The 17,408-nt window shown below is 74.9% G+C and carries 19 protein-coding genes; 8 read left to right on the top strand and 11 right to left on the bottom strand.

The features are described 5' to 3' along the window. Nucleotides 1-37 precede the first annotated feature (37 nt). Complete coding sequence (locus C2142_RS34465) at nucleotides 38-682, top strand: class I SAM-dependent methyltransferase (RefSeq protein WP_148646797.1); 645 nt, start codon at nucleotides 38-40, stop codon at nucleotides 680-682. A 75-nt stretch (nucleotides 683-757) separates the two neighbouring features. On the opposite strand, the gene C2142_RS34460 is transcribed toward C2142_RS34465, so the two are convergent. Then, a complete protein-coding gene (locus tag C2142_RS34460) occupies nucleotides 758-1,351 on the bottom strand; it encodes an NIPSNAP family protein (RefSeq protein WP_148646796.1) in 594 nt (197 codons plus the stop codon). Next, nucleotides 1,348-1,815: a hypothetical protein gene (locus C2142_RS34455; protein WP_148646795.1), complete on the bottom strand. Its 468-nt coding sequence runs from the start codon at nucleotides 1,813-1,815 to the stop codon at nucleotides 1,348-1,350. The genes C2142_RS34460 and C2142_RS34455 overlap by 4 nt, the downstream gene beginning before the upstream one ends. 56 nt (nucleotides 1,816-1,871) lie before the next feature. Here C2142_RS34455 and C2142_RS34450 point away from each other — a divergent pair, with 56 nt between their 5' ends. After that, nucleotides 1,872-2,936, top strand: coding sequence for a YafY family protein (locus C2142_RS34450; RefSeq protein ID WP_148646794.1), 1,065 nt, complete (start codon nucleotides 1,872-1,874; stop codon nucleotides 2,934-2,936). Nucleotides 2,937-3,050: 114 nt separating this feature from the next. On the opposite strand, the gene C2142_RS34445 is transcribed toward C2142_RS34450, so the two are convergent. The 8 genes from C2142_RS34445 to C2142_RS34410 form a co-directional block, all read right to left on the bottom strand. Next, nucleotides 3,051-3,929, bottom strand: a complete 879-nt coding sequence (locus tag C2142_RS34445; protein WP_148646793.1) for a virginiamycin B lyase — start codon at nucleotides 3,927-3,929, stop codon at nucleotides 3,051-3,053. Nucleotides 3,930-4,111: 182 nt separating this feature from the next. Beyond that, complete coding sequence (locus tag C2142_RS34440) at nucleotides 4,112-5,257, bottom strand: AI-2E family transporter (protein WP_148646792.1); 1,146 nt, start codon at nucleotides 5,255-5,257, stop codon at nucleotides 4,112-4,114. A 154-nt stretch (nucleotides 5,258-5,411) separates the two neighbouring features. After that, complete coding sequence (locus C2142_RS34435; protein WP_148646791.1) at nucleotides 5,412-5,855, bottom strand: hypothetical protein; 444 nt, start codon at nucleotides 5,853-5,855, stop codon at nucleotides 5,412-5,414. Between the two features lie 201 nt (nucleotides 5,856-6,056). Next, nucleotides 6,057-7,166, bottom strand: a complete 1,110-nt coding sequence (locus C2142_RS34430; RefSeq protein ID WP_241002950.1) for a winged helix DNA-binding domain-containing protein — start codon at nucleotides 7,164-7,166, stop codon at nucleotides 6,057-6,059. Next, the gene (locus C2142_RS34425) at nucleotides 7,163-8,044 is read right to left on the bottom strand and encodes a glycerophosphodiester phosphodiesterase (protein ID WP_346766407.1); all 882 of its coding nucleotides are present in this window, start codon (nucleotides 8,042-8,044) and stop codon (nucleotides 7,163-7,165) included. Before C2142_RS34425 ends, C2142_RS34430 begins: the two co-directional genes overlap by 4 nt. Continuing rightward, nucleotides 8,041-8,499, bottom strand: a complete 459-nt coding sequence (locus tag C2142_RS34420) for a hypothetical protein (protein WP_148646790.1) — start codon at nucleotides 8,497-8,499, stop codon at nucleotides 8,041-8,043. The genes C2142_RS34425 and C2142_RS34420 overlap by 4 nt, the downstream gene beginning before the upstream one ends. 198 nt (nucleotides 8,500-8,697) lie before the next feature. Next, nucleotides 8,698-9,114 carry a TOBE domain-containing protein gene (locus C2142_RS34415; RefSeq protein WP_174315807.1) on the bottom strand — a complete coding sequence of 139 codons (417 nt, stop codon included), beginning with the start codon at nucleotides 9,112-9,114 and terminating at the stop codon, nucleotides 8,698-8,700. A 270-nt stretch (nucleotides 9,115-9,384) separates the two neighbouring features. After that, on the bottom strand, nucleotides 9,385-10,578 hold the full coding sequence (locus C2142_RS34410) for an ROK family transcriptional regulator (RefSeq protein ID WP_148646789.1): 1,194 nt from the start codon (nucleotides 10,576-10,578) through the stop codon (nucleotides 9,385-9,387). Nucleotides 10,579-10,735: 157 nt separating this feature from the next. Here C2142_RS34410 and C2142_RS34405 point away from each other — a divergent pair, with 157 nt between their 5' ends. Continuing rightward, the gene (locus tag C2142_RS34405; protein ID WP_148646788.1) at nucleotides 10,736-11,998 is read left to right on the top strand and encodes an MFS transporter; all 1,263 of its coding nucleotides are present in this window, start codon (nucleotides 10,736-10,738) and stop codon (nucleotides 11,996-11,998) included. A gap of 34 nt (nucleotides 11,999-12,032) precedes the next feature. On the opposite strand, the gene C2142_RS40845 is transcribed toward C2142_RS34405, so the two are convergent. Then, the gene (locus C2142_RS40845; RefSeq protein ID WP_241002949.1) at nucleotides 12,033-12,818 is read right to left on the bottom strand and encodes a hypothetical protein; all 786 of its coding nucleotides are present in this window, start codon (nucleotides 12,816-12,818) and stop codon (nucleotides 12,033-12,035) included. Between the two features lie 250 nt (nucleotides 12,819-13,068). On the opposite strand from C2142_RS40845, the gene C2142_RS34395 reads away from it, so the two are divergent. The 5 genes from C2142_RS34395 to C2142_RS34375 form a co-directional block, all read left to right on the top strand. Next, nucleotides 13,069-13,812: a VTT domain-containing protein gene (locus C2142_RS34395; RefSeq protein WP_148646787.1), complete on the top strand. Its 744-nt coding sequence runs from the start codon at nucleotides 13,069-13,071 to the stop codon at nucleotides 13,810-13,812. Nucleotides 13,813-13,893: 81 nt separating this feature from the next. Beyond that, nucleotides 13,894-14,424 (top strand): DinB family protein, encoded by a 531-nt coding sequence (locus C2142_RS34390; protein WP_148646786.1) that lies wholly within the window; start codon nucleotides 13,894-13,896, stop codon nucleotides 14,422-14,424. Nucleotides 14,425-14,692: 268 nt separating this feature from the next. After that, nucleotides 14,693-15,085, top strand: coding sequence for a cell division protein SepF (gene sepF, locus C2142_RS34385; RefSeq protein ID WP_162002630.1), 393 nt, complete (start codon nucleotides 14,693-14,695; stop codon nucleotides 15,083-15,085). Between the two features lie 188 nt (nucleotides 15,086-15,273). Beyond that, nucleotides 15,274-15,819, top strand: coding sequence for a TetR/AcrR family transcriptional regulator (locus C2142_RS34380; protein WP_148646784.1), 546 nt, complete (start codon nucleotides 15,274-15,276; stop codon nucleotides 15,817-15,819). A 90-nt stretch (nucleotides 15,820-15,909) separates the two neighbouring features. Then, a partial coding sequence (locus tag C2142_RS34375) for an MFS transporter (RefSeq protein WP_148647197.1) occupies nucleotides 15,910-17,408 on the top strand: 1,499 nt, incomplete at its 3' end.

The following is a 17,408-nucleotide window of genomic DNA, read 5'->3' as shown; positions in this document are numbered from 1 at the left end:
TGCCCCGCCCCGTGAGCGGGTGTGCGAGGATCGGATCATGCCTGCTCTCGACAACCAGTCCGACTACTGGAACTCCACCGGCACGGCGAAGACCTTCGGGCACCCGCTCCACCCGGAGTGGCTGGCTCGGCTCGACCGCGCGGCGGCCGTCCTCGACTACGGCTGCGGCTACGGCCGGCTCGCCGGAGAACTGGCCGTGCTCGGTTTCACCGACGTCGAGGGCGTGGACGTCGCGCCCGAGCTCGTCGCCCGCGCCCGGGCCGAGCAGCCCGCCGCCCGGTTCACCGTGCTGACCGACCCGCCCCGGCTGGCCCACCCCGACGGCACCCTCGACGCGGCGCTGCTGTTCGCCGTCCTCACCTGCGTGCCGGGCGACGACGGGCAGCGCGAACTGGTCGCCGAACTGCACCGGGTACTGCGGCCGGGCGGCCTGCTCTACGTCAGCGACCTCTGCCTCCAGCCCGACGCCCGCAACCGCGACCGGTACGCGGAGTTCGCCGAACGGTACGGCCGGTACGGGGTGTTCGAGACCGGTGACGGCGCGGTCTGCCGCCACCACACCCGCGAGTGGCTGGACGAACTGCTCGGCGCGTTCGAACCGGTCGCCGAGCGCGAGCTGCCGGTGCGCACCATGAACGGCCGGCCCGCGGTGGCCACCCAGCTGCTGGTCGCCAGGCCCTGAACCTCCCGCGCCCCGGAACCCCCCGTGCGGTCCCGGAGCGCGGGCCGGCCGTGTGGGCGCGGCGGGCCGCGGTCGTCAGGAGACCGGCGACAGGCGCAGCCGCTGCGGCGCGGCCTTCAGGTGCGCGGAGAGGTCCGGAAGCGGTGCCGTGTCCCCCACGGTGAACCACACCAGGACGTCCTCGCCCGTCCGCACGGGCAGGGCGGGGAAGTCGTTCTCCGCGTGCTCGGTGCGGTGAAGGGCGAGCAGCGGCGTCCCGGCGGCGGCCTCCGGGCGCAGCCGCCGCTCGACGTGGCCGGCGAAGGCGGCGGTGTCCCGCGGGTGGCAGATGGTCGCGACGACCTGCCCGGCGCCGGCCGGGGCGGTAAAGCCCGGACCGCGCAGCAGCAGGACGTCGTCCGAGTCCAGCATGGTGGCGTTGGCCGCGTCGCGGTGGGCCTGCCAGACCGGGCCGTAGTAGAAGGCCCGCAGCGCCCTCGCCCGTTCCGTCATGTCCGGAAAGCTTCGCAGCCAGACGAAGCGGTCCGGGTCGTCGAGGTCCCGGAACCGGCCGCCGACGGTGATGCCGGCGGCCTCCTGCCCGGTCACGAACTCCTGCTCGAAGAGCTCGATCAGGGTGTCGCGGGCGCCCGGGCGCAGGGTGTACTGCCGGAGTTCGACGATGGTCACGAGGCGTCCTCCGACCGGGCCCGGGTCAGCTCCATGACCCAGTTGAGCTCCCAGCTCCGCCCGCCGTCCGCCGAGAACTCCTGTTCCCAGCGGGCCGAGTCGGCCGTCAGCCGCCGCCAGACGAAGTGGACGCGGATCGGCAGGCCACGGTAGGTGTCCTCGCCGTGGAAGTCGCCCCGGTCGCCGGTGAAGCCGCCGACGACGGGCGGGTCGAGCCGGCCGGTGCGGCTGTCGGCCCAGTGGATGGACCACTCCTTCCGTTCCCGGTCGAAGAGGCGGAGGGTCACGCCCTGGCGCCCCAGGGTCGGGAAGGTGATCTCGTCGATGTTGCCGTTCCCGCCGAACAGCGGGCGGACGACGGCGTGGCCGGGGAACTCCTCCCAGCTGTCGCCGCCGGTCAGAGGCCCGGTCAGCCTGCGGTTGGCCACGTCCCAGGAGCCGTGAAGGAAGTCGAAGTCGTTCATGGCCCGGAGGCTAGGGCCGGTCCACTGCCATCTCCTGTCAGTGGATACTGGGAGCCGTGCGCGCCGGCCGACTGATCTCGCTGCTCCTGCTCCTGCAGAACCGGGGGCGGATGACCGCCCATCAGCTCGCCGACGAGCTGGAGGTCTCGGTCCGGACGGTCTACCGCGACGTCGAGGCGCTCGCGGCGGCCGGAATCCCGCTGTACGGGGACGCCGGGCACGGCGGCGGCTACCGGCTGCTCGACGGCTACCGCACCCGGCTCACGGGGCTGACGGCCGAGGAGGCGCAGGCCGTCTTCCTGGCCGGGCTGCCGGGCCCGGCGGCCGAGCTGGGCCTCGGCGAGCAGCTGGTGACCGCCCAGCTCAAGCTGCGGGCCGCCCTCCCGGTGGAGCTGCGGGAGCAGGCGGAGCGGATCCAGCAGCGCTTCCACCTCGACGCGCCCGGCTGGTACGGGAAGGCCGACGACACCCGGCACCTCGCGGCCGTGGCCGCCGCCGTCTGGGGCCGGCACGCGGTGTGGGTGCGCTACCGGCGCTGGAAGGCGCCCACCGAGGTCGAGCGGCGGCTGGAGCCGTACGGGCTGGTCCTCAAGGCCGGCCGCTGGTACCTGGTCGCCGCCACGGACGGCGGCGACCCGCGCACCTACCGGGTCGACCAGATCATCGAACTGCGCTCCCTGGAAGAGCAGTTCGAGCCACCGGCGGGCTTCGACCTGGCGGCCCACTGGCGGGACCGGCTCGCCGACTTCCACGCGCGGCTGCACACCGCGGAGGCGGTGGTTCGGCTGTCGCCGCGCGGCACCGCCCGGGTCCGCGAGCAGCTGGGCCACGCGGCCGGGCGGGCGGTCGCGGCCGGCGGGGTGGTGGAGGCGGACGGCTGGACCAGGGCGGCCGTGCCGATCGAGTCGGTCGACCACGCCCACGGCGAGTTCCTGAAACTGGGCGTCGACGTGGACGTCCTGGAACCGCCCGCACTGCGGGCCCGCCTCGCGGCGACCGTCCGCGAGCTCGCCGACCGGTACGGGGCCCAGGCCCAGCCCGGGGCCCCGCGCGAGACGGGGACCCCGCGCGGGGCGGGGGCCGACGGTGGAGGCGACCTCGCAGGCGGCGGCCGGTCCTGAACGCTTCCGGCGAGGGCACGGCACCCCCTGCGCGCTGTCCGGACCGGCCCACGCGTTCAGGGACGCTCAGGGCGTCAGGGCGTCAGGGCGTCAGGGCATCAGGGCATCAGGGCATCAGGGCATCAGGCGCACGATCTCGCCGATCTCCAGCGCCGCGTACACGGAGCCGTCCGGCCCGACGGCGATGCCGTGCGGTTCCGCGCCCGCGACCGGCAGCTCGTACCCCTGGTAGCCGCCGTCCGGGGTGAGCGAGCCGATCCGGTTAGCGCCCCACTCCGTGAACCAGAGGCGCCCGTCCGGGCCGGCCGCGACGGCGTGCGGGCGGGCGGCCCGGTCGGGCAGCGGGTACTCGGCCACCGTGCCGTCGACGGCGACCCGCGCGACCTGGCCGGCGCCGATCTCGACGCACCAGAGCGCGCCGTCGCCGCCCGCGGCGATGCCGACGGGCGCGGCCCCCTCGGTGGGCAGCGGATGCACCGCGATCCGCCCGTCGACGGTGATCCGGCCGACGGCGTGGGCCTGGTTGAGCGTGAACCAGAGCGCGCCGTCCGGCCCCGCCGTGATCATCGAGGGGAAGGCACCGGCCGCCGGCAGCGGGTACTCCGTCACCTCGCCGTCCACGGTGATCCGCCCGATCCGCCCGGCGTTCAGCTCCGTGAACCAGAGCGCCCCGTCGGCCCCGGCCGCGATCCCGAACGGCCCGGCGTCCTCCGTCGGCAGCCCGAACGACCGCTCCCGCCCGTCGACCCCGATCCGCCCGATCCGGTGGTCCCGCATGCGGGTGAACCAGAGCGCGCCGTCCGGCCCCGCCGTGATCACCGACGGCCCGCACCCGGGCGCCCCCAGCCCGAAGTGCCGCACCGACCCGTCGGCCGCCAGCCGCCCGATCCCCCCGGCATGCACCAGCGTGAACCAGACCGCGCCGTCCGGCCCGATCGCGACCCCGTACGGCCCGGCCCGACCGTCCGACACCGGGACCCGCTCGAAAGTCATCCGCTTCCCCCTACCTCTCACTATTGCGACTGGCGTCGCATTAGCACTCTCGCACACTCCCCTCCCGCACGACAAGCGCCACCGGCGACCTCCGGACGCACCCCCTGCACGCCGCCCCGCGCGCACCCGGGCGCGCGGGGCGGCCCGGCTCCCCCTGAGGCCCCGCCACTCCTGAGGCCCAGCTACTCCTGAACGGGCGCCCGCTCGCCCTTCACACCGCCCCGGCCGCCACGGCGCGGTTCGCCGGTGTCGCCGCGCAGGACGGAGATGACACCGACGCCGGCGGCGCAGAACGGGACGGCCAGCAGGGCGCCGAGGATGCCGGCCAGGCCCGAACCCGCCATCACGGCGACCATGATGGTGGCCGGGTGCAGTTCGACGGTGCGGCTCTGGATCAGCGGCTGGAGGATGTTGCCCTCGATCGCCTGGACGGCGAGCACCACGCCGAGCGCCCACAGCGCCGTGCCGAGCCCGCCCTCGGCGAGCGCGACCAGGACGGCGACCGTGCCGGAGAGGAACGCCCCGACGAACGGGATGTAGGCGCCCATGAAGACCAGTGCGCCGAGCCCCGGGGCTCCGGGGACGCCGAGCAGCAGCAGGCCGATGGTGATGAAGAAGGCGTCGATCAGGGCGATCAGCGTGGTGCCGCGCATGAAGCCGGCCATCGCGTCGAAGGCGCGGTCGGAGCAGGCGACGACCGTGTCGGCGATGCCGGCCGGGAGGTACGAGCGGAGGGCGTCGGGGGTGCGGTGGCCGTCGCGGAGGAAGAAGAAGACCAGGGCGAGGGCGAGGACGCCGCCGGTGAGGATCTGGGTGACGAACCCGAGCCCGGAGAGCACGCCGCTGGTGACGGTGGTGACCAGGGAACTGGTCTCGCCCTTGGCGTTGTCCAGTGCGTGGCGGATCTTCTCCCCGAAGGGCCCGAGCCAGTCGGCGATCCGGTCGCCGGCCTGCTGGAGCGCCGTGGCGATCTGCGGGGCGCTGTGCACCAGCGAGTTGACCAGCAGGGTGATCACCCCGCCGACCGCGAGCACCAGCAGCGCGCAGGTGAGTCCGGCGGCCAGGCCGCGGCCGACCCCGCGCCGGACCATCCACGGCATCACGGGGTAGAGCAGCGAGGTGCCGAGCAGCGCCAGGACGACCGGGATGGTGGCGGCGCGCAGTTCGACCAGGGCGAAGACGACCAGCGAGGCGACGGTGATGAGGAGGATGCCCGCCACCGACCAGGCGCTCGCCGCGCGGATCGAGGGCGGCAGCATCAGGTACGGCCGGCGGTGGTCCGCCCGACGCTCGCCCGGACCGCCGTCGGACGGGGGCTCCCCGGACATCTCCACCTCCGCCTGGGCCGGTCAGTCCATATGTGCCCCATCTCAGCAGATGATCTGATTGAATGCCCGTTTCTGACCCCGGGCGTGCCCGCCCCACGAGGGCGCCCGGACCGGCCACCGAGCCGCCGGCCCGAACGCCCACGGGCCAGAACACCTAGGGCAGGTGGATCAGGAAGTCCCAGGACTGCTCCTGGTCCCTGACGTCCAGCGGCCGCAGAGCGATCCGGGTCGGGAAGATGTCCAGCACGCTGATGTCGAGGGCCAGTTCCGTTCCGTCGACCGGCCCGCCGGGGACCACCACGTAGAACTTGAAAACGTCCGGGTGCCCCGCCGGGCGGAGCTGCCACTCCCTGGGCTCGGACGAGCCGACGACCTCCGTGTTCTCCTGCGGGTAGCCCTCGTATCCCGCGAAGGTCCGGTGCCGCTGGTTGCGGAGCAGGACGTTGCCGTTCTCCAGCCCCTCCACCTCCCAGGACTGCGCCTCCACCTCGCCGTCGGCCGGCGGGATGAGGACCAGGGGCTCTTTGGCCCCCGGCAGCGTGAGCAACTGCTCGTTCGGCTTGCGGATGCCGAAGATGCCGTTCGGTACGAGTGCCACGGTCGACTCCACTCTGGCGGGCGGCGCCGCGCGGACGCCACCGACTACTGGGCGGGTCGATTCAACCGGCGCCGACCCGGCCGTACACGGAGGAACCGCCGGAGGCTCACCCCATCGGGATCCCGCGCCCGCACACCCGCCCGAACCCCGAACGCCCGCGCCACACCGGCTCCCCGAAACGGACCGCCCCGACCCGCCGCGCTACACCGGCTCCCCGAAGCGCACCGCCCCGCCGCCGCCCGCGAAGGCCAGCACCCGCTCCGCCTCGGTCTCCGCCGCCTGGCGGTCGGCCCGGCGCAGCGCCGCGTACGGGTGGATCACCACGGCGCGCGCCTCGCCCCGGCCGCCCTCCACCAGCTGCCAGTCACCGGCGACCAGGCCGTCGACCAGCAGGATGCCGGGCACGAGGCCGTTCTGGGTCATCAGTCTCAGCCGGTACTCCTCGGGCAGGACACGGGAGCGGTCGGCGTGCGAGAGCACCAGGTTGTCGAAGGGCGCGACCAGGCGGACCGGCGCCGGCACGGACGGGTCCGGCCGGGGCGCGTCCGGCAGGTCGTAGAGCAGCCGGCCGTGTTCGTCGCGGAAGGTGACCAGGCCGGGGGCGAGCCGCTTCAGCACCGGGCCGAGGCGGGTGAGGCCGCACCACTTCTGCAGGTCGGCGACGGTCGCCGGGCCGAAGGCGGCGAGGTAGCGCAGGGCCAGGCCGTCCAGCGAGGGGGCCGGGTCGAGCGGGCGGCCGAGCCAGTGCTCGGCCGTGGTGTGCGCGGCGGCGCCGCCCCGGCCCCAGAGGCCCCGCGGCGGCACCTGGACCAGCGGCAACAGGCACCGCGCGGCCTGCGCGAGCGCCGCCGGGTCCCGGCCGGGGCGGGAGGCGGCGAGCTGCGGGCCGAGCTGCTGGAAGGTGCGCGGCTCCTCCTCGACCAGGGCACGGGCCTCGCCCGCGAGCGCGTCGAGGTCGAGACCGGCCAGCCGCTTGCCGTAGGCGCCGCGCAGGCCCTGGTCGAGCACGGGCTGGACGAGCGGGCGCAGGGTCAGGCAGTCGTCGGCGGTGACCAGGTGGATGGTGCCGCGCTGGAGGGCGATCCGGACGACCCGGCGCTGCTCGATCAGCCCGGTCAGCTCCTCGGGGGCGAAGCCGTCCAGCCGGGCGAGCAGGCCGAGGTAGGGCGGCTGCGGCGCGGCCTGGGCCTGGAGCCCGCCGAGGTGGCGGACCATGTCGGCGGCCGTCACGGTGGCCCGGGTGAGCAGGTGCTGACGGGCCAGCAGGGCGCGGCCGAGCGCGCGGGTGGTCAGCACGTCCGCACCGGTCACCGCCTGCCGTCCAGGACGGAGCGCAGCACGCCGATGCGGTTGCTGGTGATCGAGTCCACGCCGGCCGCGCGGAGCCTGCGCATGGTGCGGCGCAGGTCGGCGGTCCAGGTGGAGACGGCGAGTCCGGCGTCGTGGGCGGCGGCGGTGAAGTCGGGGGTGACCAGACCGAACGGCGGGTTGAGGTACTGCGGGCGCAGGTCGTCCAGCAGGGCGCGGACGGGCAGCCGCGGCTGCTTCCAGGTCAGCGCGATCTCGGCGTGCGGGGCGAGGGCGCGGACGGCGAGCATCGCGGTGACGGGGCCGCAGAACGCGACCCGGTGCTCGGTGCCGAGACCGGTGACGGCCTGCCAGGTGGCGGCGACGGGGTGCGGGTCGTCCAGGTCGATCAGCAGCCGGGCGGCCGGGGTGGCGGCGACGGTCTTGACCGCCTCGGCCAGGGTCGGGACGGCGAGGTCACCGTCGCGCAGCCCGTCCAGCTGGTCGAGGGTGACCCGGCGCAGCGGGCGCGGGTCGCCCCAGAGGCGTTCGAGGGTCTCGTCGTGGAGCAGGACGGGCACGCCGTCGCGGGTGAGCCGGACGTCGACCTCGACGGCGTCGGCACCGGCGGCGAGCGCGGACCCGACGGAGGGCAGGGTGTTCTCGCGGTACCGGAACGGGTCGCCGCGGTGGGCGACGGCGAGAACGGGGCGGCGGTCGGCGGGGGTCGGTGCGTTCACGGCGGTGGCGGTCCTCGGGGCCTTCGGCGGGATGGTCGACGGGAGGTTCTTCGGGGTGTCCGGGAAGTTCTTCGGGGTGTCCGGGAGAGCGGCCGGTGAGCGGGGCGGCCGGGTGTCCGGCGTGGTGGCCGGTGAGCGGGACGGCGGGGCGGCGGCGGTCAACGCATCAGCCCGGCGAGCCACGGGGACAGCTGGTGGTAGGTGACGGCCTCACGGTAGGGGGCGTCACCGGGCACGGTGACGATCAGCGTGCAGGACGGCGGGAAGGTCCGCTGCCGGACGTGGACCAGGCCGCTCCAGACCGAGTCGAGGAAGGCCGGCACGCTGTCGCGGGGCACGTCGAAGGCGATGTCGTCGACGGTGACCACCGCCTCGTCGTGGACGAAGAGCCGGACGGTGATCGCGGGCCGGCCGGCGATCTCCAGCAGCGCCTCGTGGGGTACCGCGTCGAGTGCATCACCACCCCCGGCACCTGCGCCGTCCGCGCCGACCAGGCCGGCGAAGGTCTGGTCGCGGCCGATGTCGTGGGAGGCCCGGACCTCTCGGCCGTGCCGGGCGGCCGTCGCCTCGACCGCGAACACGGCACTCTGGGTGGACGGCAGCGGCGGATGGGACATCGGGTGGCGGTCCTCTCGTCGGCGGGTCTGTGCGGTGCGTCGGCGGGTCTGTGCGGTGCGTCGGCGGGTGCCGGGGTGGCGGCGGGCGCCGGTGCGTCGGCGGGTGCCGGCGGGGGTCTCGGCGTGACGGCTGTGGCGCGTCGGCGGGTCTCGGCGGTGGCAGGTCTCTGCGGTGGCAGGTCTCTGCCGTTCGGGGACTCAGCGCCGTTCGATCATCACATTGGTCGACTTGATGACCGCCGTCGCGGGCGCGCCGGGCACCAGGTTGAGCTCCTCCGCCGACTCCCGGCTGATCAGCGAGACCACCCGGAACGGCCCGGCCTGGATCTCGACCTGCGCGGCGACGTCACCGAGCACCACGTGCGTGACGATGCCCGGGAAGCGGTTGCGGGCCGAGGAGGGCCGCCCCTCCGCGTCGGCGTTCTCGGGGCGGGCCAGTTCCCGGGCGAAGGCGGCCAGCTCGGCGCCGGGGATGATCCGGTGACCGTGCTCGTCCCGTTCGGCGGCGAGCCGGCCCGCGTCGACCCAGCGCCGCATCGTGTCGGCGCTGACGCCGAGCATCGCCGCCGCCTCGCCGATCCGGTACGGGTTGACCGGCGCCTCGGGCTGGCCCATGTACGACTCCTGACGGTGGTTCGGTGGCACGGCAGCGTTCGTGTCACGTGGACGGCACTTCGGTATCACGGGGACCGACGGCGGCGCTGGTCCGGCCGTCGCCGCCATCCTGCCGCACCGGGGGCCCGCCCGGCCAAGCGGAGCCGTTCCCGCCCCGGACGGCCCGGGGTCCGCCGGGGTCCGCCGGGGCTCGTCCACCGCCCCGCAGCACCCCTCACCGCCCGGCCCCGCCGACCCGGACGGCCGCCGGCCGCCGCGCGGCGCCGCCCGCTACGGCTCGCCGAAGAGGTCCCGCCGGACGGCGTCGCCCGCGGTGAGGACGGCGCCGCCGAGCACCGCCCCGCCGCCGGCCGTCCCGGCCCGGACCTCGGTGCGCAGCGGCGAGAGGGCGGCGAGGCGGTGCTCCACCCGGCGGGCGAGTTCGGCGCCGCCGGCCCGGCCGATCTCGCCGCCGAGCACGACGCAGCCCGGGTCGAGGACCACGCAGACGGCGGCGGTGCCCACGGCGATCCGCCCGGCCAGCTCGTCCAGGAACGGTCCGCCCGGTCCGCCGTCGCCGAGCGCGTCGAGCGCGGCCCGGACGGCGGCCTCGGCGGCGGACGCGTCGTCGGCCGGGTCGGCCGGCAGGCCGTGGGCGCGGGCCAGGTCGCAGACGGCGGCACTGCCGACCAGTCCGTGGAAGCCGCCCTCGCAGTCGGTGGCGCTGGGCAGCGCGACGGTGCCCGGTACGGGCAGGAAGCAGATCTCGCCGGTGCCACCGGAGGCCCCTCGCCGCAGCCGCCCGTCGATGATCACGGCGGCGCCGACGCTGTGGCCGAGCCAGACCAGGACGAAGGTGTCCTGGCCCCGGGCGGCACCGATCCGGTACTCGGCGCGGCCGGCCAGGTTGACCTCGTTCTCCAGGATCACGTCGGTGCCGGGCACCTCACGCAGGGCGGTGAGCAGTTCGGCGTGCCAGGGGGGCAGCGCTCCGGTGCTGTGGAGCCGGCCGGTGGCGGGGTCGACCAGGCCGGGGGCGCCGACGGCGACGGTGTGCAGCTGCTCGACGCCGGCCCGGCGGGCGGTGTCGAGCAGGGTCCGGACGATCCGGGCCGCCGTGCCGCTCTCGCCGCGCCCCTCGACGGCCAGCTCCGCGGCGGCCAGGGCCTGGCCGGCGAAGTCGGCGACGACCAGGCTGACGCCGCCGGCGCGGACGTCGATGGCGCCGATGTGGGCCCGGGAGGACACGAGGGCGTAGAGCCGGGCGTTGGGACCACGCCGCTGTTCCCCGCGTTCGCCGACCACGGCCACCAGGCCGGTCCGCTGGAGGCGTTCCAGCAGGTCGGCGACGGTGGGCCGGGAGAGACCGGTGAGGCCGCGCAGCTCGGTCGCGGTCAGTGGTCCCTGTTCGAGCAGCAGGTTGAGCGCCAGCCGGTCGTTGATCGCCCGGGCGGTGCTCGGCGTGGCCGTACGCGCGGTGGTCATGGGAGTGCATCCTTCCAGAGTGTTTCTATCAGGGTCCCTTCCTGATAATTTATCGAACGGCGCCGCGGGGACGCGAACGGCCTCGCGCCGCCCCACAGGGGCAGAAACCACCCACAGGGCACCGTTGCGCCTCGGCGCGACCGGGAGGGAACACCGGATGACCGACACACCGACCGCAGGACCACCCCGCGGCCCGGCCGCCCCCGACACCCTGGAGCGGCCGCGCCGCGCCAGGACGGCCGTCGCCCTGGTGTTCGCCGTGCACGGCGCCGTCGGCGGCACCTTCGTCACCCGGATCCCGTGGATCCAGGACCGCCTCGGCCTCTCCCCCGGCCAGCTCGGCCTGGCCCTGGTGATGCCCGCGATCGGCTCGTTCCTCGCGATGCCGCTGGCCGGCCGGTTCGTCCACCGCTTCGGCGGGCGGGCCGCAGTGCGCGGGCTACTCACCGTCTGGTGCCTGGCACTGGCCCTGCCCGCCCTCACCCCTTCCCTCGCGGCCCTCTGCGCGGTGCTGTTCGTCTACGGTGCGACGGCCGGCATGGCGGACGTCGCGATGAACGCGCAGGGTGTCGAGGTCGAGCAGCGGCTCGGCCGCTCGATCATGTCCGGGCTGCACGGGATGTGGAGCGTCGGCGGGCTGCTGGCCTCCGGCTTCGGCATCCTCGCCGCCCACCAGGACCTCGACGCCCGGCTCCAGCTGCTCGTCACCGCCCTGATCCTGGCCGCCCTCGCCCAGCCGGTCTGCCGGAGCCTGCCCGACTTCCGGGCCGCTGCGGAGGCCGAGGCCCCGCCGCGGTTCGCACTGCCGCCGCGCAGTTCCCTGGTGATCGGACTGGTCGGCTTCTGCGCCGTCTTCGCCGAGGGCGCGTCGATGGACTGGAGCGGCGTCTACCTCAAGGACGTCACCGGCGCCTCGGCCACCCTCGCGGCCGCCTCCTACACGGCGTTCTCGCTCACCATGGCGGTCAGCCGGCTGGTCGGCGACGCGGTGATCCGCCGCCTCGGCGCCGTCCGGGCGACCAGGCTCGGCGGGGCCGTCGCCACCGCGGGCGGCCTGCTGGTGGTCGGCGCCGACAGCCCGGGGCTGGCCATCCCCGGCTTCGCGCTGATCGGCATCGGGATCGCGGTGATCGTGCCGCTGGCCTTCGCCGCCGCCGGCCGGATCGGCACCAACCCCAGCCAGGCCATCGCCGGCGTCGCCACCGTCACCTACACCTCCGGCCTGGTCGCCCCCGCCATCGTCGGCGGGCTCGCCCAGGCCACCTCGCTCACCGTCTCCTTCGGCGTGGTCACCGCCCTCGCCTTCGCCCTGGTGCCGAGCGCGGGCGCACTCCGCCTCGCCGAGCCGGACGCGGCGGGCGGAGCGCCCTCGGAGGCGAAGCGACGGGCCGAGCCGCTGGCCGACCCGTCGCGCCGATAACGGAAAAGGCGGCCCGCGGACCGGCAGAATGTCATCACCATGTCACCGGAAAGGCCTTTCGAAAAATCTCCGATTGATATGATGGCCGTTCCACGGAGAGTTCCTCGCTAATATCGGGAACCGCGACCAGCGAAGGAATTCCCCCGTGTGTCACGACGCCGCCGCCACACCCCCCGCCCTCACTCCCCCGACCAGCGCGATCGCCGAGGCCACCGCGCTCACCCTGACCGCTGGGGACGGCACCGGATTCGGCGCCTTCCTGGCCCGACCGGAGAATCCCACGGGCCCGGCCGTCCTCGTCCTGCCGGACAACCGGGGACTTTCGGGTTTCTACCGGCAGACCGCCGTCCGGCTCGCCGAACAGGGTCATCCGGCACTGGCGATCGACTATTTCGGGCGCACCGCCGGCCCCGACCCGGAAAAGCGCCCCCGGGAATTCGGCGAGCCGCCCGGCCTGCTGCCCCACCTGCTGGCCCTCACCCCGGACGGCCTCGACGCCGACATCCGCGCCGGGATCGACCGGCTGCGCGAGGACGGCGCCCGCGAGGTGGTCGCGCTCGGCTTCTGCTTCGGCGGCCGCCAGGCGTTCCGGACGGCGGCGCCCCGCTTCGGCCTGGCCGGCGCGGTGGTCGGCTTCTACGGCTACCCCGACACCATCAACGGCGCCCCCGGCCCGACCCAGCTCGCCCCCGGGCTGACCGCGCCGGTCCTCGCGCTCTGGGGCGGTGCCGACGAGTCGATCGCCCCCGAGGCGGTCCGCGCCTTCGAGGAGGCCCTCGGCGCGGCCGGCTGCCCGCACCGGTTCGTGGTCCATCCCCACGCCCCGCACACTTCTTCGAGCTCGGCGCCGCCGGGCACGCCGACGCGGCCGCGGACTCCTGGCAGCGCCTGCTCGCCTTCCTGGCCGGCCCCGGCCGGCCGTCCCTGCCGAGCTGAGCCGGGCCCCGCCCGGGCCAAGGCCCTGGCCGCCCCCGCAGCCGCCCGCAGCCCCGCGGAGGCGCCCGCAGAGGCGGCCGGAGCCGGCTGCCACGCCCGCCCGACCCCACCCGGGCAGCGGTTAGGCTCGGGCGGTGCCCGACTCCACACCGCCCGCCCGGCCCGCGACGGCCGCCCCGTCGACCGTGCCGTCGCCGTCGCCGGTTCCGCCACCCGGTCCGCACTCGCGCTCGACGTGGCTGCGGTTCGCCCTGCTGATCGTGATCCTCGCGGCGGCCGCCGGTTCGCTGCTGCTGTGGAGCCCGACGGCGCTGCTCTCCGGCGGGCTGCCCGCCGGGGTGCCGGCGTACTGGCTGGCCCCCGCGTTCACCGCGGTCTACGCCGTGGGGACGCTCGCCTTCGTACCGCGGCCGGCCCTCAACGCGGCGGCGGGACTGCTGCTCGGCATCCAGCAGGGCGTACTGCTGGCCGTGCTCGGCACCACGCTCGGGGCCGCGATGGCCTTCGCGCTCGGGCGGCTGCTCGGGCGCGAGGCGCTCCGCCCCTACCTGCGCGGGCGGATGCTGACCGCGCTCGACCGGCGGTTCACCGAGCAGGGGTTCCGCAGCGTGCTGCTGCTGCGCCTGCTGCCCGGGCTGCCGTTCCAGGCCGGCAACTACGGCGCGGCCTTCTCCGGCGTGCGGTTCCTGCCGTTCCTGCTGGCCACCGCGCTCGGCGTGGTCCCGACCACGGCGGTCTACGTGACGGCGGCGGCCAGCGCGGGCGAGCCGGGGTCCGCGGCGTTCCTGGTGTCGGCCGGGGCGATCGGCGTCCTCGTCGTGGGGAGCCTGGTCTCGCTCTGGCGGGCCGCGGCCCGGCGGCGCTCGGCCGCCGCCTGAGCGCCGCCCGCGCCCGCCGCACTCCGGCGCCCGCCGGCTATTCGGTGGCTTCCCCGGCACCCCTGCGCCAGGATGACCGCCATGACAAGCCCTGTGACGACCGCCACCACCCGGTCCGAACCCCCGTTCGCCGCGGACGAGACCGCCATGCTGACCGCCTGGCTGGACTTCCACCGTGCGACCCTCGCCGTCAAGTGCGAGGGTCTGACCGCCGACCAGCTGCGGCTGCGCTCCGTCCCGCCGTCCTCGCTCTCCCTGCTCGGCCTCGTCCGGCACATGGCCGAGGTGGAGCGCTTCTGGTTCCGCGCCATCCTGCTCGGCGAGGAGACCGGCCCCGGCGGCCTCTACTGGAGCGAGCAGCATCCGGACGGCGACTTCGACCTGGTCGACACCGCGGACGCCGAGGCGGACTTCGCCGCCTGGCAGGCCCAGATCACGGCCGCCCGCACCGCCTGCGAGGGCCTGCCGCTGGAGACCGTGGGCAAACGCGACCGCCGCGGGGAACAGGTGACGCTCCGCTGGATCCTGGTGCACATGATCGAGGAGTACGCCCGGCACAACGGACACGCCGATCTGCTGCGGGAGCTGGTGGACGGCGCAACCGGCGAGTGAAATCGTTCCCGCATTGTTGACAGAAGGTCAATTAAGGGGTGACCGAGACCGATATGGTCTACGCGCGCAACCGTCCGCCGTCCCACTGCGTCGCAACAGTTGCCCGGGTTCGCCCGGGTTTCCGGCGCGGCACGACTCGTACGGGGGTCGCGAGCGGGCACGGGACCGGTGATCAGTGCGATACTCGGACAGTTCCGACGAGTGGATGACGTGTCAAAAGGACACGCGCACCGGGGGACCTGAACGGAACGAGGCAGGGAGGCGCGGCATGGGAGCACTTCGCGACGAGCACCACAACGGGTGGCTGATGCCCTCCGGGAACTACCCGGCCGCGGTGTACGACGACGAGTGGATCGAGCAGGAGACGGTACCGTCCTCCCCCGCTCCCACGAAGATCGTCTCCCTGCGGCCGACGGGCTTCGAGGCGGCCCGGACGGTCGGCGAGCACATCCGGGCCAGCACGCCCGTGGTCATGGACCTCACCGAGATGGATGAGGCCGAGGCCAAGCGCATGGTCGACTTCGCCTCCGGCCTGATCTTCGGCACCCGCGGGGGCATCGAGCGGATCGCCCGCCGGGTCTTCCTGCTCACCCCGGCGGACGTCGAGGTGATGGTGATCGACCGCCCGCTGGACGACACCGGCTTCTACAACCAGAGCTGAGCACCACCGGGACCGGGCGCCGCAGCGCGCACGACCGGGGACGGCCCACCGCCGTCCCCGGTTTTTTGTTGCCTTCACACCGGACCTTTTGCCGCGCTCACACCGGACCGACCAGACCCACCCGCCTCAGGTGAGTCATCCACGAAATGATTGAGACACCCATGTCTCATTTGATGTACAGTCGTTCTATGGCCACCGACCGCGACTCCGTCCTCGAAGCCGCCGTGGGCGTGCTCTCCCGCCGCCCCACCGCCCACCTCGACGAGATCGCCCGCGCCGCGGGCATCAGCCGCGCCACCCTGCACCGGCTCTTCCCCGGCCGGGAGGCGCTGATCCGCGAGGTCGGCCTGCTCGGGCTGCAACGGTTCGGGGCCGCGCTGGACGCCGCCGCGGTCGAGGACGGCGACGCGCACACCGCGCTGCGCCGCCTGGTCGACGTCACCGTCCCGGACGCCGCGCTCTGCGCCTTCCTGGCCGGCGAGAACCAGCTCTACGACGACGACGAGATCAACGAGCTCTGGGAGTCGCAGATCTCCCGGCTGCACGCGCTCTTCCTGCGCGGCCAGCAGGAGGGCGTCTTCCGCGTCGAGCTCTCCGCCGGCTGGCTCAGCGAGGCCTTCTTCGACCTCGTCGCCGGCATCGGCTGGGCCATCCAGGACGGCCGGCTCGCCCCGCGCGACGCCGCGTTCTCGCTCGCCGAGCTCTTCCTCGGCGGCGCACTGCGCCGCCCGTAGCCGCACCGGCCCCGCACCCCACCGCTCCCACCCACCCTCACAGCACCTCGGATCACAGGCCCTCGGAACAGCGGCCGGAAACCGATACCCATGAGCAGTACCGTCCTCACCAGCCCCCGCCAGCGCTGGACCGGCCTCGCCGTCCTCGTCCTGGCCGTCACCCTGGTCGCCGTCGACGCGACCGTCCTCTCCCTCGCCATACCGTCGATCAGCGAGACGCTGCGCCCCAGCGGCACCCAGTTGCTCTGGATCGGCGACGCCTACTCGTTCGTGCTGGCCGGCCTGCTGGTCAGCATGGGTGCGCTGAGCGACCGGATCGGCCGCAAGAAGCTGCTGCTGGCCGGGTCCACCGCGTTCGGCGCCGCCTCGCTGCTGGCCGCCTACTCGCCCAGCGCCGGCTGGCTGATCCTGGCCCGGGCGCTGCTCGGCGTGGCCGGGGCGACCATCATGCCGTCCACCCTGTCGCTGATCCGCAGCCTCTTCCCGGACGACCGCGAGCGGGCCACCGCGATCGGCATCTGGGGCGCGGCCGCCACCGCCGGCGCCGCGCTCGGCCCGGTGGTCGGCGGGGTGCTGCTGGAGCACTTCTGGTGGGGCTCGGTGTTCCTGCTGAACATCCCGGTGCTGGTGCTGCTGCTGGTCCTCGGCGCCTGGCTGCTGCCCGAGTCCAGGGACCCGAAGCCGGGCCGCTGGGACGTGCTGAGCGTGCTGCTGTCGCTGGCCGGCGTGATCGGCGTGGTCTACGCGATCAAGGAGGCCGCCGCGCACGGCGTGGCCCGCTGGGACGTGCCGGTCGCGGCCGTGCTCGGCGCCACCGCGCTGACCGTCTTCGTCCGCCGCCAGTTGCGGCTGCCCACCCCGCTGCTCGACGTCCGGCTCTTCGCCGACCGCCGGTTCACCGCGGCCGTACTCGCCTCGCTCACCGCGCTGATCGGGCTCTCGGGCGTGGTCTTCGTGACCTCCCAGTACCTGCAGCTGGTCCGCGGGTACGACCCGCTCCAGGCGGGTCTGGCGGAGCTGCCGGCCTTCGCCGGCGCCGTGGTCGGCGGACTGCTCACCGCCCGGCTGGCACGGCGCACCGGCGCCCGGGCCGCCCTGACCGTCAGCCTGCTGGCCATGGGCTCCGGCATCGGCCTGATCGGCTGGGTGCACCAGGACACCACGTACCTGCTGCTGGCCGCCGCCTTCCTGATCGTCGGCACCGCCGAGGGCGTGGTCTACACGCTCGGCGCCGACCTCGTGCTGAGCGCCTCGCCCGCCGACAAGGCCGGCGCCGCCTCCGCGGTCTCCGAGACGGCGTACGAGCTGGGCACCGCGCTCGGCATCGCGCTGGTCGGCTCGGTGGTCGGCTCGCTGTACGCGGGCGGGCTGGCCGTGCCGGCCGGCACCGACGCTGCGGCGGCCACCCGGGCGGGCGAGTCGCTGGGCGGGGCGGTCGAGGCCGCGCACGGCCTGCCGGAGACGCTGGCCGGCCCGCTGCTGGCGAGCGCCCGTGACGCCTTCGTGCACGGCATGAACGTGGCGGCGGTCCTGGCCGGTGCGCTGCTGCTGGCCGCGTCGGCCCTGGCCTGGCGCCTGCAGCCTGCCGC

The sequence above is a fragment of the Streptomyces sp. CB01881 genome, assembly GCF_002953255.1.
Lineage (GTDB): Bacteria > Actinomycetota > Actinomycetes > Streptomycetales > Streptomycetaceae > Kitasatospora.
Note: the sequence above shows the minus strand (reverse complement) of the source record. Positions and strands in the feature narration are given on the sequence as shown.